This window comes from Mucilaginibacter sp. P1_A3, assembly GCF_056406855.1.
Genome location: NZ_JBFTZJ010000009.1, coordinates 209,252 through 232,957, shown reverse-complemented (window position 1 = coordinate 232,957; position 23,706 = coordinate 209,252). Strand labels below are relative to the sequence as shown.

Here is a 23,706-nt window from a genome sequence, read left to right as displayed (position 1 = left end):
GTTAAAATATTATCAATTTAATATTTTGTGTTATATTGCGTTACATTTTCTAAACTGAAAAATATCGGGAATTTCTACATCTACTGTTAATGAGGGTTTTATTCGGAAGCATTTTTTTTGCATTCCTAATTGGAGTGTGCTCTATTTCTCTTGCGCAAACAAAATCTTCTGCCATTCAAGGTAAAGTTTTGATGGATACCAATAGCCCCGCCGAGGCGGCTACCGTTGTACTGATGCAATATGCAGATTCAACCATAATTAGTTCCGGCTTGGTTGACAAACTCGGAAAATACCAGTTAAACAACTTAAAATCAGGAAATTATTTACTTTTAGTAACCCAGATAGGCAGTGGCAAAGTTTACTCTGGCCCCTACAAATTATCCGCGGGCCAAACTTTTATTGCCCCTAACATTATCCTTAAACAGGTAAGCACCCAGCTAAAAGATGTTACCATTGTGGCCCGCAAACCTTATATTGAAGTAAAGCCGGGTAAAATTATACTAAACGTTCAAAATAGTGTTTTGGCCGATGGTAATTCGGCCTATGATGTATTGCGCCAATCGCCGGGGGTGCATGTTGGGGGCGATAAGGAATCCCTGAGTGTAATTGGCCGGCAGCCGGCCTTAATCACCATTGATGGCAGGCCAACCAACCTCACCGGCGATGACCTTAATAACATGTTGCGCGGCATGCAAAGCAGCACCGTTGATCAGATTGAAGTCATCAGCAGCACATCAGCCAAATACGATGCATCGGGTGGTGGCATTATTAATATTGTGCTTAAAAAAGGCAAAAACATAGGTACAAACGGCACCTTTACTGCAGGTGCCGGCATGGGTAAATATGCCAAAGGCAGAGCCGGGATAGTTTTCAATAACCGCACAGCAAACCTTAATATATTTGGCAGCTATACATTTGATGACGGGAAAACCCACCGCAGCATTAACACCAATCGTAACATTAAATATAGTGATACGTTAAGCAATTATAATGTTGCCTATAATAATATCCAAAAAACACAAAATCATAACTTCAGGTTAGGTGCCGATTATGCCCTTTCATCAAAGCAAACCATCGGTTTTTTGGTTAGCGGCATTGTAAAGAAGGATGCCTTTGTAAAAAATAATGACTTAAAAATATCTAACCAAAACAAGCTCGATTCGTTAATTACAGCAAAATCAGATCTGTTAAGGACCAGTAGTTTTTTAAATTATAATATTAATTATAATGGTGTGCTGGATAAAAGCGGCAGGAGCCTTGCAGCTGATGTAAATTACTCTACCTACGTGCGCCACTCCGATGAATATATTACCAATACGTTTTATCTGCCCAATGGTAATACTTATCGCGATGATATGATGCTGGAAAACATTTCGCCATCAAGCATCCACATCTGGACATCGAAGATAGATTTCATTAACCCGCTATCAAAAACCGCGAAATTTGAGGTTGGCGCAAAATATAACCATGCCAAGAGTGATAACACCCTCCTGTTTGGCCCCAAACTACCCGGAATCAATATCTACCAGGCCGACCCCAATTTCAGTAACCGCTTTTTGTATACCGAGGTTGTAAGCTCGGGCTATGTTAATTACATCAACAAAATTGGCAAATGGGATATCACCGCTGGTCTTCGTGCCGAAAATACTGCTTCAAGAGGCAGCTCGCTCGCGTTGAACCAAAACAATGGGGTTACAAACAGTAATAACTATTTTAACCTTTTTCCGCAGGCACAGGCGTCATATACCTATAATGATAAAAATGTTTACACCGTAAGCTATAACAGTGGTATCCACCGCCCCGATTACCAGGATATTAATCCGTTTTTATACTATACCGATCCTTATGATTACCGCTCTGGCAACCCAAACCTAAAGCCTGAGTTTACTACTACCATCCAGCTATCACACACTTATAACGGTGAGTTTATAACCTCATTATATTACAGTCAAACTGATGACGCCTATGATTTTCCGGTATACCGGCAAAATGATACCACCAAGGTTAACATAACAGAGCGTAAAAACTTTGGCCGCATATTCTCCTACGGAATATCGTTTTATGCACCTGTACAATTTACCAGCTGGTGGTCTGCTAATTTCAATTTGGATGCATCATACCTGCGTTATAAAGCATACGCGGCTAATGGCAATTTCAACAAAGCATCGCAGGATATTATTTTTAACAGTACACAAACTTTTGTGCTCAGCAGCACTATTTCTGCCGAGATTTCGGGCAGGTATGAATCGCCTACTTTATATGGTGTTAATCAGCTTAAACAAAGCTATACTGTTAATGCCGGCATCAGCAAGCAGCTATTTAATAAACGCGGAAGTATAAAAATAAATCTGAATGATGTTTTCAATACCGACCGTGACCTCAACCATGCCGCTTACCAAAACGTCGATTTATCAGAAATTAATAAAAAAGAAACCCGTGTGTGGAGAATAGGCTTTTCATACCGTTTTGGAAAAGCAACCGTTAAATCGGCTACCAAACACAACACCGGGAGCGATGATGAACAAAGGCGCACAGGCAACTAATATGCTTATTTGATCCTTAACTCTGGGTATTTGCCTTTTATGCGGGTTACAAAAAAATTACCTAATGATTCGGCGTGTATGAATTTCTTAAAAGATGCCTTCGAAAAGCCAAAATACTGCCAAACACCTCCACTATCCCTAAACTCCAGTTCCAATATCCTGGAGGCAGGATCATAGCCTGCGCTATTTAGTGCCGATGACTGTACAGGTTGCCTTTGCATAGTCCCAATTTTAATATTATTATATATAATATTTATATGGACAAAAAGGTTTTAAAAAATATTTAACCGGCGTGGCCGCTCAGCATGCTTGCCAAAATGATAAGTAAAACCAACAATGTAATGCACAGGTACAGGTAATCTTTCTCCAATACAAAACCGATGGCCGAGAATACAACCCTTACTATGGGTGTGGCAATCAACAATATAACGCCGGCCTGTATAATGGCCCTCCCGCGTAACGTAAAAATACCGTTAATGATACCGCTTGCACTATGTACAAAATCTGGCACCCCCTTAAAGGTGCTATAATCAACATGGCTTTGCCCATGCCTGTACAGGTACAACAAACCACCAATAAACACCACACTCATGGATATAATAACCCCTGCGCGCAGTATCCATCCTATTATGGATTGCATGTCGGCATCTTTGAATCGCTTATTTGCCATTAGTATTAACTATATTTTCCCTGTAAATCCGTTATATATCATTTGCGAAGCCAAAAAGGTAACTACTACGGCAAAAACCCAGCGCAACCAGCCTGATGAACTGGTGTGTACCAGTATTTTTGAGCCGCTAAGTGCGCCCAGTAAAACTCCAATAGCAACGGGCATGGATAATCCCGGGTCAATGTATCCACGTTGCAGGTATACAACCGCGCTTGCTGCCGCCGTAACACCTATCATAAAGTTACTTGTTGTGGTGGATACTTTAAAGGGAATACGCATAATGGTATCCATCGCCAGCACCTTTAACGCGCCAGAGCCTATCCCCAGTAAACCCGATATGGCCCCTGCAAACAGCATCATAAAAAAGCCGCCACTTACATTTTTAACCTTATAGGCCACAGGGCCATTACCCGATGGGTATGTACTGTTCAACTTTAATTTTTCGGCCAGTTTGCTTGGCTCCTGATTAATGATCTCGGCCTTTTTCTTTAAAGACATGATGGCCGACAGGATTAATATCAACCCAAATAAAACCGCGATATAATGAGTAGGAATATAAATGGCTATCAACGCGCCTACCATAGCCCCGGCAGTAGTGGCTATTTCCAAAAACATACCCAGCCTGATATTGGTGATGCCCTCTTTAACGTAAGCCGCCGCCGAACCTGAAGAAGTTGCAATTACCGATACCAACGATGCGCCGATGGCATAATGAATATCAACCTTTAACAACAGCGTAAGCAGGGGTATAATAACCACCCCACCACCCAAACCGGTTAGCGAACCCAGTAATCCCGCAAAATACGAGCCGATAAGAATAATAAGCGTTAGTACAATTACCGACATAATTTGCAGCAATATTTATCTGCGAAAATAGTAATAACTTTTTTAGATAGCCACCCGGGTTTCGGCAAGTATTTTAATATATAACAATTAGTCATTAAGTTAACTCGAAATTATGAGTAATCGTTTAGAAGATTTGGACATTGAGGAAGATACCTATCACCTGCTAATAAAAAAATTAAAGCTAATCCACCTAAAACTTAATGCTTACATAAAATTTATCGGCAAAAAAAACAACTTCGATGACCAATGGCAACCATTGAATTCATCGGCAAAAAAATAACTTCGATGATCAATCACTAACCAGTAATGAGTAATTTCGCGCATGGGTTATAAAAGTTTACAGGCTTGTATTGCCGACTTGGAAAAGCATGGTCACCTGGTACGTATTAAAGAAGAAGTTGACCCGTATCTGCAAATGGCGGCCATTCACCTCCGGGTGTTTGAAAACCAGGGTCCGGCCATACTTTTCGAAAATGTAAAAGGAAGCAAATTCCCCGCGGTATCTAATTTGTTTGGTACGCTGGAGCGATCTAAGTTTATTTTCAGAGATACACTCGATAAGATCAAAACTCTTGTCGAACTAAAAAACGATCCGTTAAAGGCCATAAAGCATCCCTTTAAATACGCCAACGTAGCGCTTACCGCCCTATCTGCCCTGCCGATGAAAGGCAGTAGCAACGCCCCGGTAAATTGGGGTAAATGTAAGATAAGTGATATTCCGCAGATAGTGAACTGGCCCATGGATGGCGGCCCCTTTGTCACCATGCCACAGGTATATACTGAGGATGCCGATAAACCGGGCATCATGAATGCCAATTTGGGCATGTACCGGATTCAGCTGGCGGGTAACGATTATATTTTGAATGAAGAAATTGGCTTGCATTACCAGCTGCACCGCGGCATTGGCGTGCACCAAACCAAAGCAAACGCAAAAGGGCAGCCTTTAAAAGTGAGCATATTTGTTGGCGGACCACCCTCCCACCCCGTTGCCGCGGTAATGCCGCTGCCCGAAGGTTTATCTGAAATGACCTTTGCCGGGGCTTTGGGTAACCGCCGGTTCCGGTATTTTTATGATGACGAGGGATTCTGTATTTCTTCGGATGCGGATTTTGTGATCACCGGAACGGTTATGCCGCTGGAGAATAAACCCGAGGGTCCGTTCGGCGATCATTTAGGTTATTATAGTTTAAAGCACCCTTTCCCGCTGCTTAAGGTCCATAACGTATATCACCGTAAAGATGCCATCTGGTCGTTCACGGTGGTTGGTCGCCCGCCACAGGAGGATACCAGCTTTGGCGCGCTGATCCATGAGATCAGCGGTGCCGCCATCCCTAAGGAGATCCCCGGCCTGCACGCCGTTAACGCGGTAGACGCGGCAGGTGTACACCCGCTGTTATTTGCAATAGGCAGCGAGCGTTATACCCCCTACATCAAAGAGCGCAAACCACAGGAGATACTAACCATTGCCAATCATATTTTAGGCAAAAGCCAGCTGAGTTTGGCTAAATACCTGCTGATTGCTGCACAGGAAGATGATGTTACATTAGATGTAAACAACATCGAAGCTTTTCTGCGGCACATGCTGCAACGCGTTGACCTTACCCGCGACCTTCACTTTTATACCCGGACAACCATTGATACCCTTGACTATAGCGGCGACGGGCTCAATACGGGCAGTAAAGTTGCCATTACTGTAGCCGGAGAAATTAAACATGAACTGTGGACGGAACTGCCATCATGGTTTGATTTACCCAGGCCGGTTAACAACTTTAAAATGGCTATGCCCGGCGTTCTGATGGTTGAGGTACCAAAGCACGTAAATCACAAGGATATAGATAACATCATTAGCATTATTGAATACCGCCTTAAAGAAGAGGAGGAAGAACTAAGCGGATTGCCATTAATTGTACTATGTGATGATGCCGCCTTTGCTGCCCAAAACATCAACAACTTTGTTTGGGTAACCTTTACCAGGAGCAATCCCTCGCACGATATTTACGGTATAGGCAGCTTTACCGATCACAAACACTGGGGCTGCACCGGTCCGCTTATTATTGATGCCCGCATTAAACCACACCATGCACCCGTACTGGAACGGGTACCCGAAGTTGAAAAGCTAATTGATAAAATGGGCGAAAAAGGCGGAGCGCTTTATGGGATTATTTAGGATTTTGGGGAGCAAGGATTTTCGGATAAAGGACTTTTGGACGTTCGGACTTTCAGATAAAGGATTTTCGGACAAAGGAGCAAGGATAAATTATCCCCAAAGTCATGCTGTCCGCTGGCCAGCGGATCAGCACCCCACATGCAAGGGCAATATCATGCGGGCTCCTGTGCTGTGGGAACATAAAACAAGTTCAGGACGACTTGAGGCATCAACCTAATTAAACAGAAATCAGCAGTCAAAAATCCTGTCCATCACACCAAGTCCTTAAATCGTGTTATCTTTGTACGCTATGAAAAACACACCATACCTACTGCTTTGTTTAATTATCCTTTCAGCATTTAGCTGCACTAAAAAAGATGTACCTCATTACACCATATCAAGAGTTACCAAATCAGATACCGCCAGTAAGGTAATTGTTAATATCAATGGCCGTTTAACCGAGGGTCAGTTGCTTAGCATCGCCGGCAAAATAAAAGCTGATAGCGCTGCATTACCCAACCTGCAACTTTGTTATTTGCTGCCCGGCCATAGTGATAAAAACACGGGTGTGAATAATTTTTATGCCATTGCTAAATACCCTAATGCCCAAATAGCAACCATGCAGGATACTTTAAAAGATGCTGATGGCAATATTGTAAGGTTAAAAATCATAGGCGTATCTGCTCAAACTGCTAAAAAGCTCATCGGTTTTCATCCTAAAGAATTAAAGGATCAAAATTTTTTCGGGCACTTTATTGATGATAATAACCATACGGTTATCATCCCATTCAGAGATTTAACCGATCCGAAGAAAGAATATTATATACTGGAACTGGATACCACGGGCAAAGTAGTTTCGGCAACTATCCCAACTGTAATTCATAAAGATGGCGTTGAAAAATGGATGGTGACTGATCGTGGCGACTACATTACTATAAAAGATAGTGTACTTACCCAATACTCCATTGATGATATGGGTCTGCCTTATAATAGTATTAAATCCAACATGTAATATGCAACTCCTGGTGGCACCCATTACATATAACTAACAATTAAGTTAAAAAGGACTAAAATTTTCCTTTTCATAATTTATACCAATATATTTATAGTGTTTAAAACATTATTAATATATGACCCAAAATCTTATTAAAAAATTAACACTTAGTGTTATTGGGGTATTCAGCTTTTGCATAGCGATTGCCCAACCCCGCCTGCCCGAAGGCTATTTCTGGAAAAAACTTCCAAACGGACTGGAAGTGGTTGTTATTGAAAACAGCAAGGTGCCTTTGGCTACCATAGAAATTGCCGTAAAAAATGGTGCCTATACCGAGGGCCCGGAATTTAGTGGCTTAAGTCACCTTTTTGAACACATGTTTTTTAAGGCTAATAAGGATTATCCAAACCAGGAAGCCTTTTTAAAACGTATACAGGAACTTGGCGCTATTTTTAATGGTACCACCGATGTTGAGCGTGTAAATTACTTCTTTACTTTTGACAGGGACAGCCTTAACGCGGGTTTAAAGTTTATGAACGCCGCTATCCGTTTCCCTATTTACCGCGAGGAAGATATGAAAAAGGAGCGCCCTGTTGTTGACGGCGAATTTCAACGTGCCGAAAGCGATCCGGGTTTCCAGCTGTGGTTTGGTATTCAGCAAAAGCTTTGGGGCGATCTCATCACCCGTAAAAATGCCATAGGGATACATGAAGTGATCAACACCGCCACTCCCGAAAAGATGATGGTCATCAAAAACAAATACTATTTCCCCAACAATAGCTTGCTTACCATTTGCGGCGATGTAAAACATGATGCAGCCTTTGCCATGGCCGAAAAGATATTTGGCGATTGGGCCAGCAGTGGTTTCAATCCACATGAAAAATACCCTATCCCGCCGTTTAAGCCATTAACCAAAAGCGAGTATTTTATAAAAGAAACTACCATAGCGCAAACCCCGTCTATGCAGATCTCATGGCAGGGTCCATCCTATTTAACTGATTCGGCATCAACTGTTGCCGCTGATGTATTTAGTACTATTTTGGGATTAAACTCCTCGAAATTACAGCAGGCTTTGGTTGATAAGGGACTGGCAAGCAGTGTGTATTTAAATTATACTACCAGCAAGTATGTTGGCCCGGTAGATATGGGGATTGAACCTAACCCTACCAAACTTAAAGAATGCTATGATGAGGTCATAAACCAGATAAGCCAATGGGGCAAAGCAGATTATTATACAGATGAGCAGTTAAAAGATGCCAAAGCTATTCTTTTAAGAAACAGCGTTCACCGTAAAGAAAAACCTTCATCATTAGCCAGCCAGCTTAGCTATCAGTGGTGCAGTACCTCGCTTGATTTTGCAACCGATTTGGATAGCAATTACCAAAAAGTAACCCGTGCCGATATACAAAAGTTTGTAAGCACTTACATAACAGGTAAACCATACGCTGCAGGCCTGATCATAGCACCTGAGTTAAGTAAACAATTAAATGCAGCTTCATTTTTTGTAGCTAAGTAATTTTAAATCTTATCATGATGAAGAAATATATAATCACCCTGTTAATTGCAACGGCGATAGGAAGTATAAAAACAGCGCAGGCGCAAAAGGCTGCTTATGAAACCACTGTTGATGGCGTAAAAGTAATAGTACAGCCCAGCGGTAACGATATTGTGGAGATACAAACCATTATTAAAGGCGGTGTACAAAATTACAGAGCCGATAAAATGGGGATTGAATCAATGGCGATGAGCGCCCTTACCGAATGCGGAACTGTTAACCACGATAAAAATAGCTTTAAAAACATTTTGGATAAAGTAAGCGCCACCGTTTACGGTTACAGTAACAAAAACTACTCGGTAGTGCGCATGAACTGTATTAAAAGCGACCTGGATGTAGTTTGGCCGCTATATGTGGAGGCCATGACTCAGCCCCGTTTTGATGCCAAGGAATTTACCCGTATTAAACAGGATGCTATCAACCAAATAAAAAGCACCGACTCGCAGCCTGATGCGGCTATTGATAAACTTGCTGATAAGATAGCTTTTGTAAACCGCGACTATGCTAAAGACCCGGCCGGAACGGTTGATATCATATCTAAATTAACCCCGGAAGAAACAAAAGCTTTTTACTCATCCATATTCACCAAATCGCGTTTGCTGATTGTGGTAGTGGCCGATCTTGACCAGGCTACAATTGAAGCCAAAGTTAAGGCTATGCTTGATGGCGTAAAAAAAGGCGGTGCATTTGAGTTTAAAAAAGCATCGTTCAGGGTTTATAAAAACAGTATCAATGTTGAGTCGCGTGATCTGGCTACCAACTATGTAGAAGGTGTTACCAGTGGCCCTATCCCCGGCAGCGAGGATTTTGATGCCTTTAACGTAGCCATGCGAATATTTGCCAACCGTCATTTTTTAGATGTACGTACCAACAATGGCTTATCCTATTCGCCACAAGCGTGGTTTAGCGTTGGACAAACATCTACCGCCAGGTTTGCGGTAGCAACCACCCAGCCCGATAAATATATAGCGGTATTTGATAAACTGGTTGATAAGGTAAAAACCGATGGTTTCAAACCAGAAGAGGTAGCCAATATGAAGGTAACCTACCTTACCGGTTTCTATTATAAAAATGAAACCAACAGCGCGCAGGCATCATCAATTGCATCAAACGAAGTGCTGTTCAACAACTGGAAACGCTCTTTAACCCTGGTTGATGATGTTAAAAAACTAACAACCGATCAGGTTAACAATGCATTTAAAACCTATATCAACAATATTGTTTGGGTATACCAGGGCGATCCTAAAAAAGTAAACCAGGTATTATATATCAACGGAACTTTAAACAAAGGCGAAAACGGCGTCAGCCATTAATTGAAGTCAAAATTAAAAAGTCAAAAGTCAAAATTGCATAGCGGTTTTGACTTTTGGCTTTTATAGGGGTAGATAAGCAAATTGCCCATTGCCCGGTTTCAAGTTTGAATTTGAGTTACTCCGCAGGAAGCACAGCCTTTTTCCTTCTGCCCCATATTTGCCCTTTGTGGCGGGTGGGTACGGTATCGCCAAGTAATTTGCCCCATGGCTTGAGACCATCTATACGGTCGAAAATAATTTTGAGTACCGCTATAAACGGTATGGAAAGAAACATGCCCGATAATCCCCAAAGCATATTGCCCAACAATACCACGATAATAGATATCAGCGCATTGATTTGTACTTTGGACGATACGATGCGCGGCACCAGGATGTTATTATCAATAAACTGAATTACCAGGTAAGCAATAACTGCACCTAATTGCGTAGAATATCCATCCTTGGTTACTGTAGCCATTAGTACTGGCAAAGCGATAGCAATAATACCACCTATGTAAGGTAGCAGGTTTAAGATAGCGCCGATAACCCCTATCAGGATCCCGTATTTTACACCAAGCAACATCAACGCCGTAGAGTTTAGTACGGCAACAATAGCCATTTCGATAAGTAAACCGATGATGTAACTCTGGATAGCCAGCTTGGTTTCTTTAAGCACATCTGCCACACGTTTGGAGTTCTCTTCTGAAAATACTTCGAAAAAGAAATTAAGTAACAGCGTTTTATAGTACAGCATTAAAAAAACATACACCGGCACCACAAATACCAAACCCAGGGTATCCAAAACCGACCCAAGGGTTTTACCAACCATCGACTGGCTGTTATCCAAAGCATCTTTGATCATCTGGTTTTGCTTCTGCACCGCCAGGCCAAATGTTGTAGCTACCCATTCCTTTGCCGATACGGTTAAGGAGGCAAATTTTTGCTTCAGCATCGGCAACGAGTCACCAAACTGAATAATCTGGGTGGATAAGAAATAAAACAACCCTGCTATTACAATAGCTGCAATTAACATGGTAATCGCGATAGAGATTATCTTGGGAATCTTTTTATCCTCAAACCGGTTACAAAGCGGGTTAAGTAAAATGGCAATAAAAGCCGAGAATGCCAACGGGACCATTACATCGGCAAGCTGAGCGAAAACATAAACCAATAAAATGAGACCAAACAATATAACGGTACTCTTGAGATAAAAAGGGTATTCTTTTACAGGCATACAGGCAGAAAATAAGGTATACCCAAATCAAGGAGTAAATGACACAATTGTTTTATCTTGATTTAGATAAATAATTCCGTCCCCGCAGGGTCTCTCGCAGAGGACCCTGCGGTTGTACTAAGCCTGTATCATTTACGAAGGCCGCGTTCCGTCCCCGCAGGGCCTCTCGCAGAGGACCCTGCGGTTGTACTAAGCCTGTATCATTTACGAAGGCCGCGTTTATGCGTAGTGATCGTGGAACCTCAGGGTCCTCTGTGAGAGACCCCGAGGGGACATAAATAGTGAAAAATTCACAAGTCATACCTATCACTTCATCACCGCCAGCACCTGCGAAACCGGTGCATAAGCTGCCGCAAGTTTTCTGAAAAAGTTGCTAAAGAAAATCATCGTTTTTTTTTAAAGCGCTAAGTACCTCTTCGGTGTTTAGTACGGTGGCAAACTCGTTATTTAGTTGGGCCAGCGCGGTTAGGTGGACGGTTTCGGCATTGTAATGTTCGCCTTTGATACCAGTTTTGGCAAAGGCGGCGGTGGCATCGGCAACTACGTAGGTATGGTAACCAAAATTACCGGCCATGCGGGCGGTGGTTGATACGCAATGTTCGGTGGTAAGGCCAACAATAACTATGGTATCAATACCGGCGGCATCCAGCTGCTCCTGCAGGTTAGTACCGATAAAAGAGCTGTTTACCGATTTTTTGATCACCGGTTCGCCAGACAAAGGCTGTACAATTTGTTTGTGCGCGTTGCCTGGATTACCTTCGGCCAGCGGGGAGTTGGGGTTGACCGAGCAATGCTGAATATGAAAAAGCGGCAGGTTGCTTGCCCGCCAGTGATCAAGCAGTTTACGGGCATTTGCTTCGGCACCGGGGTTATTGCGTTCGCCGCCCCAGTAGGGTATGTTATCAAAACCCTGCTGTATATCAATTAGTATTAAGGCGGGGTTACTGTTGCTGAGTGTTTTCATAGCTCAAAATTGCGGCTTTTGAGAGGGCGCAATTTTGTTGTGAGGCCATATTTGTTTGTTTTTATAACACAGGTTCGTTCCGCGCGCTTTTGGGCGAGGCGCCAAACCTTTGCTTATACACTTTTGAAAAATGCGAGATATTTTCGAACCCACTGCTATAAGCCACCAGCGAAACCGGGTCGTGCGAGTGCTTTAACTGGTACTCGGCATACTCCAGCCTTCGGTTTAACTGCCATTTTACGGGCGTGGTGTTAAAACTATCGGTAAATTCCTTTTTAAACGCGCTCACGCTGCGCCCGGTAAGCTTAGCCATGTCCTGTATAGATAGCTGGCGATTAAAGTTGGTTTCCATAAAGTAAGCCAGGTCAACCTTTTTGTTGCTTACCAGGTCTTTTAAAAACGATACAAAAGTTTTCGACCGGTCGCCGGACAAGATCTGCAGCAGTACCTGGTGGGCCGCGAATTTAACGATGCAGCGCGAGTAATCTTGCGGGTGTAAAATATGCTGCATCACCTGGGTGATATTGGCCTGTATAAATTCGGATGTTTTGAAGGTGAAGGGCGGCAAATCGGCACCCTGTTTTTCGTGCCTGAACTCGGGCACATGGCTGTCTAAAAAGTAATCTACAAACTCATTCTCCATAAAAATAAGCAGACTGGTATAATCATCAGACGGAAACAGCTGATAATTGCCCCGCCGCCTGAATTGTACATCGTCGGCCTCCAGGTGCTGCACATGGCTGCCATACCGTACGTCAATAGCGCCTGTTAAAATTACCTCCAGGCAATGCGCGGTTTGCAGGGTATCGTCGCAACGGAATGGTCGCTTTTTATCAATGATAATAGCATACATGTCCGACAGACGTAACCTGATATGGACATGATGATCGAGCAGGTCTTTAGGGATTTGTATCATTGCAAAACATTAATTATACTAATCTACATTTTGTCGTTTATCTTTTTTTACTTTTTAATCAATTGTAACAAAGGGATGATAAACAGCAATGTTGTGCGATACAAGGCGTTAAGCTTTTGTGGCCTCAGGCTCTCTAAAAAAAATGACCCTGACGGTGCAGGATCATTTCGACTAAAAAAACGATGCTTTGGTAATTGCGACGGAGATTTAAAACCTCAGGGCCCTATTGAGCGACCCTGAGGAGAAAGAACGGTTTACTTGCTTGTTAAAACAAGTGATGCGTTTTGCAAGCCTTTGGAAGTTGCAGTAAATGTAATGCTCCCTGCTTTTTCCTTTGTTTGTACTATAGCCAACGCCAGGCCATGGAACGCTTTACGGTACGATACCTTAAATGAATCGTGACTAACCGGGTCGCCGTTATCAACGCTGGCTATAAAGGCTTCGCCGTTGATCTTGAAGTTAACCAGGTTATCAGCATCAGGCACCACATTGCCATCCTTATCCAAAATCCTCACGGTGATGAATGACATATCTTTGCCGCCAGCTTTGATCAGTTTACGATCTGCCGATAGCTCAATTTTGGCTGGTTCGCCGGCGGTATGGATAAGGCGGGTTAAAACCACTTTGCCATTCTTACGCGATACCGCTTTCAATGTGCCCGGCTCATATTTTACACGCCACATAATGTGCAGGTCGTCGCCGGTTTTCTTTTTAATGCCTAATGATTTATCATTCAGGAAAAGTTCAACCTCATCGGCATTGTTGTAATAGGCCCAGATATCAATCATTTTGCCTGGTGTCCAGTTCCAATGCGGAAAAATGTGCAGTACATCTTTATTTGTCCACTCGCTTTGGTACATATAGTACACATCCTTAGGAAAACCAGCCAGGTCAACAATACCAAAATATGAGCTGCGCGATGGCCAGCTGTATGGGGTTGGTTCGCCTAAATAGTCAAATCCGGTCCAGATGAACATACCTGATAGGAAATCGTATTTCTTCATCACCTTCCAGGTCATTTCGTGGGTTGACCCCCATGGTGGTCGCACGTTATCATAGGCCGATACATTGTTGCCTTCCCTTACAAAAGGTCTATCCCAGCTCTCGGGCCAAACACGGATGCTATCCGATGGCATTTCATAATAACCGCGGGTTTCTAAGCCCGAAGTTGTTTCTGTAGCGATGAATTTTTTACCGGGGTACCTGTCATGAAAACCGGCATATTCCCCCTCGTGATAATTGTAACCTACCAAATCTATAGCACCTGATGCAATGATCTTGTTATTTTTATCGGGGTTATTATTGGCACTGGTAATAGGGCGGGTTTTATCAAGGCTATGTACAATTGCTGTAAGTTGCGGCGCTATCCTTAAAGCAGAAGTATCGCTTTGCTGCCCTATTTCATTACCGATACTCCAGATCATTACACTGGGATGGTTACGATCGCGCAGGATCTGGTCTTCCAGATCGCGTTTGTGCCATTCCTTAAAAAACAGGTGATAATCATATTTCGCTTTTGCCCATTCCCAGGTATCAAAAGCCTCATCCATCACAATAAAACCCATTTTATCGCACAGATCAAGCAACTCAGGAGCCGGAGGGTTGTGCGAGGTACGGATACCATTACAGCCCATCGCTTTTAAAATTTGCAGCTGACGCTCCAACGCGCGGGTATTGATAGCAGCGCCAAGGCTACCCAGATCGTGGTGATCACATACGCCTAAAATCTTCATCGCTTTGCCGTTCAGGCTAAAACCTTTATCAACATCGAAGTTGAAATAGCGGATACCTACAGGAGTAGTATATGTATCAATAACGGCTTTGCCTGATAATACTTGCGTAACTGCTTTGTATAAATATGGCTTATCAACACTCCATAATTGTGGATTTTTAACCGTCAGCGTAGCTTCCGTTTCAAATACAGTATCCTTTAATTGCTCTTTTGACGGAATAGACCGACCTGCAGCAATCACTTTACCCGCAGCATCATATAGCGTCGTTTTCACTGTTACTGATGAAGATGCGGAAACATTTTTAACCTGCACCTTTAAATTTACTTTTGCCGATGCTTCACTTACATCTGTTGTGGTAACATAAGTTCCCCAATGGTTAATAGCAACCTTGCTGGTAGTAACTAGCCACACATTCCGGTAAATACCAGAGCCTGAATACCAGCGCGAATTTGGCTGAACAGAGTTATCAACCTTAACGGCTATCACGTTATTACCGCCAAAGTTTAAATATGGAGTTAGCTCATACCTGAACGAGATATAGCCATTAGGCCTGAAACCAAGGTGGTGTCCGTTTACCCAAACATCACTTTTCTGATAAACGCCATCAAAATCAATATAAACCAGTTTACCCTTTGATGATGCAGGAACTGTAAATGTTTTGCGGTACCAGCCTATACCACCCGGTAATGCACCACCTTCGGGCGTGGCAGGGTTATCTTTGCTAAATTTACCTTCTACGCTCCAATCATGCGGCAGACTAAGCGAGCGCCACTTGATATCGCTTGTAGCTGGATTTTCGGCATGGGGCACATCGCCCAAATTAAAGCGCCAGCCCTTATCAAAATCAACAGTTTGGCGACCTTGCTGGGCAAAACTACCGGCACAAAAAAACAGCGTAATAAGCAACAGACCGTATGATTTTACAGCCTTTGCAGTGAGTTTTAGAGAAATCATAAATGAATTTAGGATTAATTGTATTTACGACACTAAATTATAAATAATATAGTACGAACCCAATGTGATGCCGAATTTATTTAGGGATGATACATGTAAGGATTAACCCCATGTCATTACGAGCGAAGCGTGGCAATCGCGAACTGTATAGAGTAAACTTTCAAAAAGGATTAACCTTATGTCATTGCGAGCGCAGCGTGGCAACCGCGAACTGTACAGGGTGAACTTTCAAAAAGGACAATCCTATGTCATTGCGAGCGCAGCGTGGCAATCGCGAACTGTACAGGGTGAACTTTACAAATCCGCCGTGCTTATTATGTTTATTTCGTTATAGCCTCAAAATACCATAAGATCACACACCGACATTTTAATCGTACCAGCCATTACTCAAATCACTCCATGACAGATTGTTAACGGTTATTATATCAATTTTCTTCTGTCTTGAGCCTGCTTTCAATTGCTTTTCTCTTGCAATAGCATCGTCTATCCACTGAAACTCCTCGTAATGAACCAATTTATTGCAGTTGTATGTAGCTGAAAAGCCTTTGAATAATTTTTGTTTATGCTGAGATACCCGGCTTACCAAATCATTTGTAACACCAACGTATAACACTGAATTTGCCTTATTGGTTAAAATGTAAACATAGTATTGATGTATTTTCATGTGTGTTAATGCTCAGGTTATTTTATACTAAAATATAAAAAGAAACCATTGCATAGGAAATCTGCACAGTTCGCGATTGCTTCGTACCTCGCAATGACATGATTATTGACAATGGTAGAATTACTATGATGACATGATTATTGAACAACAGGGAAATTGATCTTTATTTTACTTCTTCACCGTATTAATCATACTAAAGCCAACCAACTCATCCCAGCGGGCCGCGGGCGGACGGTAATATACCAATAGCTGATAATCGTTCTCGGTTTCAAAATGGCTGCCTTCCAAAGGCACATCGTCGGCGTTGTTATTTTTATCAACCCAAACATATTCGTAATCGTAAACTCCCTGCTTTAACAGCAGGTTGATGTAGTACCTGCCGTTTTCATCGCGGGTAAGTCTGCTATGTTCGTCCAGTTTATAATCGTTAAACATGCCTACAATGTATGGCGTACCCTCACCTGCCAGTTTATTGGCAGCAAGACTGAAATACACATGCGCGTAATCTGCATCGGTACGCGGGTCCCGGCCATCCTGGTTCAGGATAAAGAATTTGCCGTTGTTATCATAATATAAAACATAATCAGGACTATCGCGAATGGGGTCGCCCAATAATACTACGATGTTTGCCGTATCCTTATATATTTTGGCTACACGCTGCGAATTAAGCTTTAACGTACGCATATCAAACAACCTGAACTCATTACGGCCGGGAAAATCATTAATGGCAACATCATTATAGATCAATGAGGAACCCCGGATATTGGTTGGCTGGATATTTAAAATACCGGTGGAGGTACGCGCATTCTGCATAACCAGTGTACGAATCTCGCGGGTTGGGTTTTGAATTTGCAAACTTCCGTAATCAACCGTAAAATTTAACTTTTGGTTGGTTTGCCGCGTTTGTGTATTAGGTGATGCAATAGTATTGGCAGCAATAGATACCTTTTTGCCAACAACATATAAGCGGCGGGTAAGCACCATTTTTGATTGGTCGCCATCCTCATAAACTTTCAATATATAATTACCGCTTATTTTGGGGGCGATGTTATCATTCGGGATTAATTGTTCGTAATGGGTATATTTTTGAAAGGTACCGGTCGAGTAGCTGTAGTTATACAAGCGATCGTCCTGGAAACTTTGCAGGTATTCGGCAGGTGATAAGTTGGATGAGTTCCATTTGGCATCGCAGTGCTCAATGGTATAGTAGTAATTACGACTGCCACCACGCAGATCATCAAATGCCAGCAACACCTTTTCATCGGAGCCCAGGTTAATTACTGGGAATGGCTGCTTACCGGTACCGTTAAACTCCACGCTTTTAATGGCGGGGTTGTAAATGTTGTTATCGTAAGGGGTTTGGGCGAAGGATTTTTGGGAGAAAAGGACAAGCAGGAATAGGATTATTGATTTAGAAAACCATGCGTCATTGCGAGTTGTAAAATTTCGCGAAACGTTAAAGTGAAAGCGATGTTGGCATGATACACAGCCCCAAAAAGGCCTGTCAGTCTGAGCCTGTCGAAGACTCGCGCGGAGAGGCCTTTGCCCGCTATGGTTCGACGGGCTCACCATGACATCCCACCGCCCGTCATTGCGAGGCACGAAGCAATCCTCAATATGCAAAGCGGCCTTGCAAGGTTGCCCTGTAAAATTGGGGATTGCTTCGTGCCTCGCAATGACGGGTTTCATAGATATGTTTTACTTTAAAACTATGTCATTGCGAGCGCAGCGTGGCAATCGCGAACTTTACAAATCGAATATGCACAGTTCGCGATTGCTTCGTGCCTCGCAATGACATGTCTTTGGGTATCGTTTTTTACGCTTCCAATTCCAAAATCTGCTCGGCCAAAGTTTCCCATTTTTGTTGGATCTGCTTCAGCTCGGCTTGCTTTTGGTTATAGGCGGCATTGGTTTCCTTCAGCTTTTGGCTGTCGTTATAAATTTTTGTGTCAGCCAGTTTGGCTTCCAGTTCCTTTACTGTTTTATCAAGCCCGGCAATTTGCTCTTCCATTTTGGCCAGGTCCTGGTTTAGTTTTTTTAATTGCTGGTGCTTGTTTTCGCCTTGTGGCTGCTTAACCGGCTCCGGCTTTTTCTCTTCCTTTTTAGGTTGAGGAGCAGGCGCGGCGGCTTTAGGCTCTAATTTGCGTTTAGCATTCCACTCATCATACTCGGCGTAAGTGCCAGGGTATTGTTTAATTTTCTGGTCTTCAATGAACCAAATCTTATTAGCCACATTATCAAGGAAGTACCTATCGTGAGATACTACAATAACAGTACCTTCATACTGTTGCAATGCCTGTATCAATATGTTAACAGATGCCATATCCAAGTGGTTGGTGGGCTCATCCAGTACTAAAAAGTTAGCATCGGCAGTAAGGGCCTTTGCCAGCGCCACGCGCGATTTTTCACCACCTGATAGTACTTTGATCTTTTTAAACACATCATCCCCGGTAAACAAAAAGGAACCTAATATTGAGCGCAGCTCGGTATCTGTATGTTTTGGGGCAAATGATTGTAGTTCCTGTAATATCTGGTGTTCCAGGTGCAGGCTCTCTAACTGATGCTGTGCAAAAAAGGTTTGGGTAACGTTATGGCCTGTTACAGCTGTACCTTCAAATTCTTTATCAGCACCTGCCACAATACGCAACAAGGTAGATTTACCTTTACCGTTGGCTCCTATCAGCGCAATTTTATCACCTTTTTCAATAATTGCTTCGGCATCATCTAAAATATCAATAGCCGGGTATTTTTTGGTGATATGCTCCAAAGTAGTTACGTGGCGACCAGATTGCCTGCTAAATTTGAAGCTGAAGTTAACCTCTGGGTTATCATCATCCACATCATCAACGCGCTCCATTTTATCAAGCATTTTGATACGTGACTGCGCCATTTTTGCTTTAGATGCCTTAGCACGGAAACGTTCAATTAAACGCTCTTCCTGTTTTATTTTTGACTGCTGGTTTTTAAACTCGCCACGCTGAATTTCGGCACGTAATGCTTTTTCTTCCAGGTAAAAAGTATAGTTACCCGCATACACGTTCAGTTTGCCTTTACGGGATTCAACTGTACGGTTAATTACCTTGTCCAAAAACCACCTATCGTGCGATACAATGATAATAGCTCCGTTAAATGCCTTCAAATAATCTTCCAGCCATTGGATGGAAGGTAAGTCAAGGTGATTGGTGGGCTCATCCAGTAACAGGATATCAGGCGCCTGTAATAAGATCTTGGCCAGCATCACACGCATACGCCACCCTCCGGAGAAAGTGCTTAGTTTGCGTTGACAATCTGCCTCGCTAAAACCTAAACCCGCTAAAATTTCGTGTGCCTTGTATTCAATATTGTAACCATCAAGCAGTTCAAACTCATGCTGCTTATCGCTAAGCTTGTGCAAAAGATCTTCTGTATAGTCGGTTTCCAGTTTTTGAAGCAGTACTTCTATTTCATCATGCAGTTGGTTTTGGCGCTCAAAAGCCTCCATAGCCACATGCACAATACTTTTATCAGATGAGTATGACAGCAAATCCTGGTTAAGGTAACCCATAGTAAGGTCCTTAGCCATTGATATGGTGCCCGATGTAGGTTTATAGTCGCCTACAATAATTTTTAAGAGGGTAGTTTTACCAGTTCCATTGGCACCTATTAAGCCAATTTTTTCACCGGGTTTTATATGCCAGTTGGCTTCATCGTAAAGGGCCCGCGCACCAATCTCAAACGTAAGGTTATTTATCGCAATCATTTGGGCGCAAAGATACGCTTTTTGAGCTGAATTTTAGATGAGTTTGAGGTGAAAGGGTAAAGGTAATATAGAACATTAATTTCGAATGACGAAGTGACATCGTGTTTTTTATTTCATCATTCGAAATTGATGTTCAATATTTAAATTTATTAATCACGCTTTTCGACGAACTTTTAAAACAACATCGCTTTCTATCATTTCAAATAGCGTATTGCCGTCTTTTTCCACAACGTTTATCAGCATGATCGTGCCTGTATTATCCACTTCCTTGATATGTATAATCCCCTCGCCGGCATGATATTCCCAAATACCGTTAGGTATCGCTTTTACTCCAGGTTTTAAATATAAATGATGGTTGGAATTAAAATCAAATACAGTGTTTAAAAAGATAGCTTTAAGCGATTTTATCATCATAACCTTTTCTTGTTCGCTCATTTTCATATGACGGCCAGATATATCAACATGGTCAACCTGCCATTTCCCGGTGATGTCTTTTGGTGGCGTGCTATCCTGCAAACCGATTAACAGCAATAACATTACAATCGTTTTCATGATTATGCTCCCACCGCTTTAAGCCATGTTTGCGCCATTAGGGCTTCGCCGGCTACGCTGGGGTGTACGCCGTCGCGGTTCCAGTAGGTGGCCGGCGCAATTTTCTCCGCTTTATCAAATGCCGATTGATAGGGCACAAAAACCGCATCGTATTGCTCGGCAATGTCTTTGGCTGCTTTCCGGAACAGGTCAAACGTTGGATACCATTTATCATCAACCGCCTTTACTCCTTTTTGTGCAAAGGGTTCGCAAATTACCAGTTTAATATCCGGCAGGGCCGCTTTAGTACGATCAATCAGTTTTTTATAGTCGGCAATATAATTATCAATAGTACCTGTATAACCATTGGTAAGTGTATGCCAAAAATCATTTACACCAATGTGAATACTCAACACGTTGGGTTTAAGCGCCAGGCAATCGGTATCCCAGCGTTCGGCCAGCTGGTACACTTTGTTACCACTGATGCCTTTGTTATAAATTTTCAGGTTTTTATCAGCGTGGTTAAGCAATAGCTGCGATGCGGTGATCAGCGCGTAACCCGAACCTAAGGCGCTGGTGGTATTAAATTCGGTGCTATTATGGTCGCGCCCCCAGTCGGTAATAGAATCGCCCTGGAAAAGGATCACATCACCAGCATTGAAGCTTATTTTCTTCGATGGTTTCTCTGTAGCCAGTGCGGCCGAAACTATCTGAGGTAGGCCCATAGCAGCAATAGTACCTACTGATGCCGTTTTTAAAAAATCACGTCGGTTACGTTTAAATATATTATTCATAAATGGTTTTAACAGATCGATATTGATTTCCGAATTTACAGATTTACACGGCTTTTTTTAACTTTCTTAAAATTTGTACAAGTTTTTGGATGATTAATATCACCCATAGATTAATTTTCATAAAATTCTGGTTTACACAGCATGAGTAAAGTGCTAACTTCGCACCATGTATTTTTTATTAAAACCCATCCTTTTCCAGTTCGATCCAGAAAAAGTACATTATTTTGTAACCCGCAACTTAAAGCGCTTTAACCGTTTTCCGGGTGGCGCCGCTTTAAGCAGGGCTATATGGGATGTAAATAACCCGCGACTGGAAAAAGAAGTCTTCGGCCTGAAATTTAAAAATCCGGTTGGCCTTGCTGCCGGCTTTGATAAAAATGCCGAGCTCATGGGCGAAATGACCAACCTTGGTTTCGGATTTGTAGAAATAGGGACGGTTACCCCCCTGCCCCAGCCCGGCAATCCACAACCACGGATGTTCCGGCTGCCAGCAGATGGCGCCCTTATTAACCGGATGGGCTTTAACAACTTTGGTGTTGATGTAGCTGCCGAAAGAATAGCCACTTTTCGCAAAAACGCTAAAGGAGCACAAAAAAACCTGATCATTGGTGGCAACATTGGCAAAAACAAGGTAACTCCAAACGAAGAAGCGGTAAGCGATTATATCAAATGCTTTGACCGGCTGTTTGATGTGGTTGATTATTTTGTGGTGAACGTGAGCTCGCCAAATACACCCGGCCTGCGCGAACTACAGGAAAAAGAACCGTTGATGCAATTGTTGAACACACTGCAAAAACGTAATTCAAAAAATGGCATCAGCCGCCCCATCCTGTTAAAAATAGCGCCAGACCTAACCGATTCCCAACTGGATGACATTGTTGACATTGTCCAACAAACCGGCATAGCGGGCATTATAGCCACCAATACCACCATCAGCCGTGAAAATCTAACTTCTGCCGATAATTTAAAATCAGAAATGGGTGGACTGAGCGGTAAACCACTTACCAAACGCTCAACCGAAGTAATCAGCTACATCCATAAAAAATCAAACGGATCATTCCCAATAATAGGAGTAGGCGGTATTCATTCTGCAGACGACGCTATTGAGAAACTAAACGCCGGCGCATCACTGGTGCAGCTTTACACCGGGTTTATTTATGAAGGCCCTGGGTTGATTGGGAGGATAAATAAGGCAATACTGGCTAAATAATAGTTTATACGATTTTACACGAACGCCTGTCCATAATAAAACCTGCAGTAGCCGTTTGTGGGGACACAAACGGCGGGAAAAAGTGTTTAACAAGTTTTTTTTATTCCCTCCCAACGGGAGGGGTGCGGCTGCAATGCGCGCAATGGCAGGGAGGGGTTTCGCCGGCATGGCCTCTACAGCGGTACTTGAACGCCTGATTTAACCCCTACCTCCTCCTTCCCCGAGGAAGGAATCGCACATAGCCTTACTTTTATTATCTTACAAACACAGATGTTGAAGAAACAACCAGCGGGAAAGATTATGACTCTTTTACCTTCTGAACAAATAACACAATCAAATATACAATACCTACTAAGACGATTACATCGCCTAAACAAAACATTAAGGTGCTGATAGCTGGACCTAACAGGTGTTGAGTAAAAGCTAATGCCGCAAACAAGCCACCGAACAGTATAGCTCCTATCGTAACCAATGCTTTATTCCTTGTTCTTCAATTTTCCATTAATAAATATAAAAACGTAGCAATATCATTACTTATAGAAAAACGCAAACAAAAAAATCCCACCGATTTCTGAAACCAGCAGGACTTATAAGATTTTTCTGAAGCGATTTAACGCCCTAAAACAAATTACTTACCTAAGGCAATAGCTAAAACTGCATTGTTTTTTGCTATCTGGCTGTGTTTTGACTCAGCAGAACGGCTTCCGTACTCAAGGTTAGTAGCCAACTTCAAAAACTGTACTTCTAAACGTGAAGTAGTTTTATTTTTTCTATCTTTTCTTTTTAAACGTGTAACGCCCATGGTGTTGTTATTTTAAATGTTTTTAATACCCTTGAGGTCGGGAGCGGATTCGAACCGCTGTAAAAGGTTTTGCAGACCTCTGCCTAGCCACTCGGCCACCCGACCTTCTTTTTAAGGAT

At 42.6% G+C, this 23,706-nt stretch carries 20 protein-coding genes and 1 tRNA gene; 7 read left to right on the top strand and 14 right to left on the bottom strand.

What is annotated here, in order from left to right:
• Positions 1–191 precede the first annotated feature (191 nt).
• Entirely contained in the window at positions 192–2,543 is a 2,352-nt protein-coding gene (locus AC1D0K_RS20420) for a TonB-dependent receptor domain-containing protein (protein WP_477391274.1), read from the top strand.
• A gap of 5 nt (positions 2,544–2,548) precedes the next feature.
• Here AC1D0K_RS20420 and AC1D0K_RS20415 read toward each other — a convergent pair whose 3' ends face one another.
• The 3 genes from AC1D0K_RS20415 to AC1D0K_RS20405 all read right to left on the bottom strand — a co-directional run bounded on the left by AC1D0K_RS20415 (position 2,549) and on the right by AC1D0K_RS20405 (position 4,059).
• Complete coding sequence (locus tag AC1D0K_RS20415) at positions 2,549–2,764, bottom strand: KTSC domain-containing protein (RefSeq protein ID WP_295717849.1); 216 nt, start codon at positions 2,762–2,764, stop codon at positions 2,549–2,551.
• A gap of 62 nt (positions 2,765–2,826) precedes the next feature.
• Positions 2,827–3,213 carry a DUF1634 domain-containing protein gene (locus tag AC1D0K_RS20410; protein WP_295717851.1) on the bottom strand — a complete coding sequence of 129 codons (387 nt, stop codon included), beginning with the start codon at positions 3,211–3,213 and terminating at the stop codon, positions 2,827–2,829.
• Positions 3,214–3,222: 9 nt separating this feature from the next.
• Positions 3,223–4,059, bottom strand: coding sequence for a sulfite exporter TauE/SafE family protein (locus AC1D0K_RS20405; RefSeq protein WP_477391276.1), 837 nt, complete (start codon positions 4,057–4,059; stop codon positions 3,223–3,225).
• Between the two features lie 112 nt (positions 4,060–4,171).
• On the opposite strand from AC1D0K_RS20405, the gene AC1D0K_RS20400 reads away from it, so the two are divergent.
• From AC1D0K_RS20400 to AC1D0K_RS20380, 5 genes are all read left to right on the top strand, one after another.
• Positions 4,172–4,339: a hypothetical protein gene (locus tag AC1D0K_RS20400; protein WP_477391278.1), complete on the top strand. Its 168-nt coding sequence runs from the start codon at positions 4,172–4,174 to the stop codon at positions 4,337–4,339.
• A 42-nt stretch (positions 4,340–4,381) separates the two neighbouring features.
• Complete coding sequence (locus AC1D0K_RS20395; RefSeq protein WP_477391280.1) at positions 4,382–6,226, top strand: UbiD family decarboxylase; 1,845 nt, start codon at positions 4,382–4,384, stop codon at positions 6,224–6,226.
• A 289-nt stretch (positions 6,227–6,515) separates the two neighbouring features.
• The gene (locus tag AC1D0K_RS20390) at positions 6,516–7,217 is read left to right on the top strand and encodes a hypothetical protein (RefSeq protein WP_477391282.1); all 702 of its coding nucleotides are present in this window, start codon (positions 6,516–6,518) and stop codon (positions 7,215–7,217) included.
• A 118-nt stretch (positions 7,218–7,335) separates the two neighbouring features.
• Entirely contained in the window at positions 7,336–8,715 is a 1,380-nt protein-coding gene (locus AC1D0K_RS20385) for a M16 family metallopeptidase (protein WP_477391284.1), read from the top strand.
• Positions 8,716–8,729: 14 nt separating this feature from the next.
• Positions 8,730–10,067 carry a M16 family metallopeptidase gene (locus tag AC1D0K_RS20380; RefSeq protein ID WP_477391286.1) on the top strand — a complete coding sequence of 446 codons (1,338 nt, stop codon included), beginning with the start codon at positions 8,730–8,732 and terminating at the stop codon, positions 10,065–10,067.
• A 115-nt stretch (positions 10,068–10,182) separates the two neighbouring features.
• On the opposite strand, the gene AC1D0K_RS20375 is transcribed toward AC1D0K_RS20380, so the two are convergent.
• From AC1D0K_RS20375 to AC1D0K_RS20335, 9 genes are all read right to left on the bottom strand, one after another.
• A complete protein-coding gene (locus AC1D0K_RS20375) occupies positions 10,183–11,280 on the bottom strand; it encodes an AI-2E family transporter (protein ID WP_477391288.1) in 1,098 nt (365 codons plus the stop codon).
• Between the two features lie 373 nt (positions 11,281–11,653).
• Complete coding sequence (locus AC1D0K_RS20370; RefSeq protein ID WP_477391289.1) at positions 11,654–12,244, bottom strand: cysteine hydrolase family protein; 591 nt, start codon at positions 12,242–12,244, stop codon at positions 11,654–11,656.
• Positions 12,245–12,305: 61 nt separating this feature from the next.
• Positions 12,306–13,160: a helix-turn-helix transcriptional regulator gene (locus AC1D0K_RS20365; RefSeq protein ID WP_477391290.1), complete on the bottom strand. Its 855-nt coding sequence runs from the start codon at positions 13,158–13,160 to the stop codon at positions 12,306–12,308.
• Positions 13,161–13,414: 254 nt separating this feature from the next.
• Complete coding sequence (gene galB / locus AC1D0K_RS20360) at positions 13,415–15,847, bottom strand: beta-galactosidase GalB (RefSeq protein ID WP_477391291.1); 2,433 nt, start codon at positions 15,845–15,847, stop codon at positions 13,415–13,417.
• Between the two features lie 367 nt (positions 15,848–16,214).
• Positions 16,215–16,511, bottom strand: coding sequence for a GIY-YIG nuclease family protein (locus AC1D0K_RS20355; protein WP_477391292.1), 297 nt, complete (start codon positions 16,509–16,511; stop codon positions 16,215–16,217).
• A 168-nt stretch (positions 16,512–16,679) separates the two neighbouring features.
• On the bottom strand, positions 16,680–17,828 hold the full coding sequence (locus AC1D0K_RS20350; RefSeq protein ID WP_477391293.1) for a type IX secretion system plug protein: 1,149 nt from the start codon (positions 17,826–17,828) through the stop codon (positions 16,680–16,682).
• Between the two features lie 499 nt (positions 17,829–18,327).
• Entirely contained in the window at positions 18,328–20,250 is a 1,923-nt protein-coding gene (locus AC1D0K_RS20345; RefSeq protein ID WP_477391294.1) for an ABC-F family ATP-binding cassette domain-containing protein, read from the bottom strand.
• 153 nt (positions 20,251–20,403) lie between these two features.
• Complete coding sequence (locus tag AC1D0K_RS20340) at positions 20,404–20,802, bottom strand: hypothetical protein (RefSeq protein ID WP_477391295.1); 399 nt, start codon at positions 20,800–20,802, stop codon at positions 20,404–20,406.
• 2 nt (positions 20,803–20,804) lie between these two features.
• Positions 20,805–21,575, bottom strand: coding sequence for an SGNH/GDSL hydrolase family protein (locus tag AC1D0K_RS20335; RefSeq protein WP_477391296.1), 771 nt, complete (start codon positions 21,573–21,575; stop codon positions 20,805–20,807).
• Positions 21,576–21,741: 166 nt separating this feature from the next.
• Here AC1D0K_RS20335 and AC1D0K_RS20330 point away from each other — a divergent pair, with 166 nt between their 5' ends.
• On the top strand, positions 21,742–22,785 hold the full coding sequence (locus AC1D0K_RS20330) for a quinone-dependent dihydroorotate dehydrogenase (RefSeq protein ID WP_477391297.1): 1,044 nt from the start codon (positions 21,742–21,744) through the stop codon (positions 22,783–22,785).
• A 628-nt stretch (positions 22,786–23,413) separates the two neighbouring features.
• Here AC1D0K_RS20330 and AC1D0K_RS20325 read toward each other — a convergent pair.
• Together AC1D0K_RS20325 and AC1D0K_RS20320 are read right to left on the bottom strand one after the other, a co-directional pair.
• Positions 23,414–23,587, bottom strand: coding sequence for a spore protein (locus AC1D0K_RS20325; RefSeq protein ID WP_295720213.1), 174 nt, complete (start codon positions 23,585–23,587; stop codon positions 23,414–23,416).
• A 34-nt stretch (positions 23,588–23,621) separates the two neighbouring features.
• Positions 23,622–23,692: transfer RNA gene (locus AC1D0K_RS20320), tRNA-Cys, on the bottom strand.
• Between the last annotated feature and the right edge of the window lie 14 nt (positions 23,693–23,706).

Bases quoted from the DNA above. Each gene is read 5' to 3' on its own strand.
- AC1D0K_RS20340 (WP_477391295.1), bottom strand. From the start codon at position 20,802: ATGAAAACGATTGTAATGTTATTGCTGTTAATCGGTTTGCAGGATAGC.
- AC1D0K_RS20395 (WP_477391280.1), top strand. From the start codon at position 4,382: ATGGGTTATAAAAGTTTACAGGCTTGTATTGCCGACTTGGAAAAGCAT.
- AC1D0K_RS20415 (WP_295717849.1), bottom strand. From the start codon at position 2,764: ATGCAAAGGCAACCTGTACAGTCATCGGCACTAAATAGCGCAGGCTAT.
- AC1D0K_RS20400 (WP_477391278.1), top strand. From the start codon at position 4,172: ATGAGTAATCGTTTAGAAGATTTGGACATTGAGGAAGATACCTATCAC.
- AC1D0K_RS20365 (WP_477391290.1), bottom strand. From the start codon at position 13,160: ATGATACAAATCCCTAAAGACCTGCTCGATCATCATGTCCATATCAGG.
- AC1D0K_RS20335 (WP_477391296.1), bottom strand. From the start codon at position 21,575: ATGAATAATATATTTAAACGTAACCGACGTGATTTTTTAAAAACGGCA.
- AC1D0K_RS20330 (WP_477391297.1), top strand. From the start codon at position 21,742: ATGTATTTTTTATTAAAACCCATCCTTTTCCAGTTCGATCCAGAAAAA.
- galB (WP_477391291.1), bottom strand. From the start codon at position 15,847: ATGATTTCTCTAAAACTCACTGCAAAGGCTGTAAAATCATACGGTCTG.
- AC1D0K_RS20410 (WP_295717851.1), bottom strand. From the start codon at position 3,213: ATGGCAAATAAGCGATTCAAAGATGCCGACATGCAATCCATAATAGGA.
- AC1D0K_RS20385 (WP_477391284.1), top strand. From the start codon at position 7,336: ATGACCCAAAATCTTATTAAAAAATTAACACTTAGTGTTATTGGGGTA.
- AC1D0K_RS20380 (WP_477391286.1), top strand. From the start codon at position 8,730: ATGATGAAGAAATATATAATCACCCTGTTAATTGCAACGGCGATAGGA.
- AC1D0K_RS20405 (WP_477391276.1), bottom strand. From the start codon at position 4,059: ATGTCGGTAATTGTACTAACGCTTATTATTCTTATCGGCTCGTATTTT.
- AC1D0K_RS20325 (WP_295720213.1), bottom strand. From the start codon at position 23,587: ATGGGCGTTACACGTTTAAAAAGAAAAGATAGAAAAAATAAAACTACT.
- AC1D0K_RS20420 (WP_477391274.1), top strand. From the start codon at position 192: ATGGATACCAATAGCCCCGCCGAGGCGGCTACCGTTGTACTGATGCAA.
- AC1D0K_RS20370 (WP_477391289.1), bottom strand. From the start codon at position 12,244: ATGAAAACACTCAGCAACAGTAACCCCGCCTTAATACTAATTGATATA.
- AC1D0K_RS20390 (WP_477391282.1), top strand. From the start codon at position 6,516: ATGAAAAACACACCATACCTACTGCTTTGTTTAATTATCCTTTCAGCA.
- AC1D0K_RS20345 (WP_477391294.1), bottom strand. From the start codon at position 20,250: ATGATTGCGATAAATAACCTTACGTTTGAGATTGGTGCGCGGGCCCTT.
- AC1D0K_RS20355 (WP_477391292.1), bottom strand. From the start codon at position 16,511: ATGAAAATACATCAATACTATGTTTACATTTTAACCAATAAGGCAAAT.
- AC1D0K_RS20375 (WP_477391288.1), bottom strand. From the start codon at position 11,280: ATGCCTGTAAAAGAATACCCTTTTTATCTCAAGAGTACCGTTATATTG.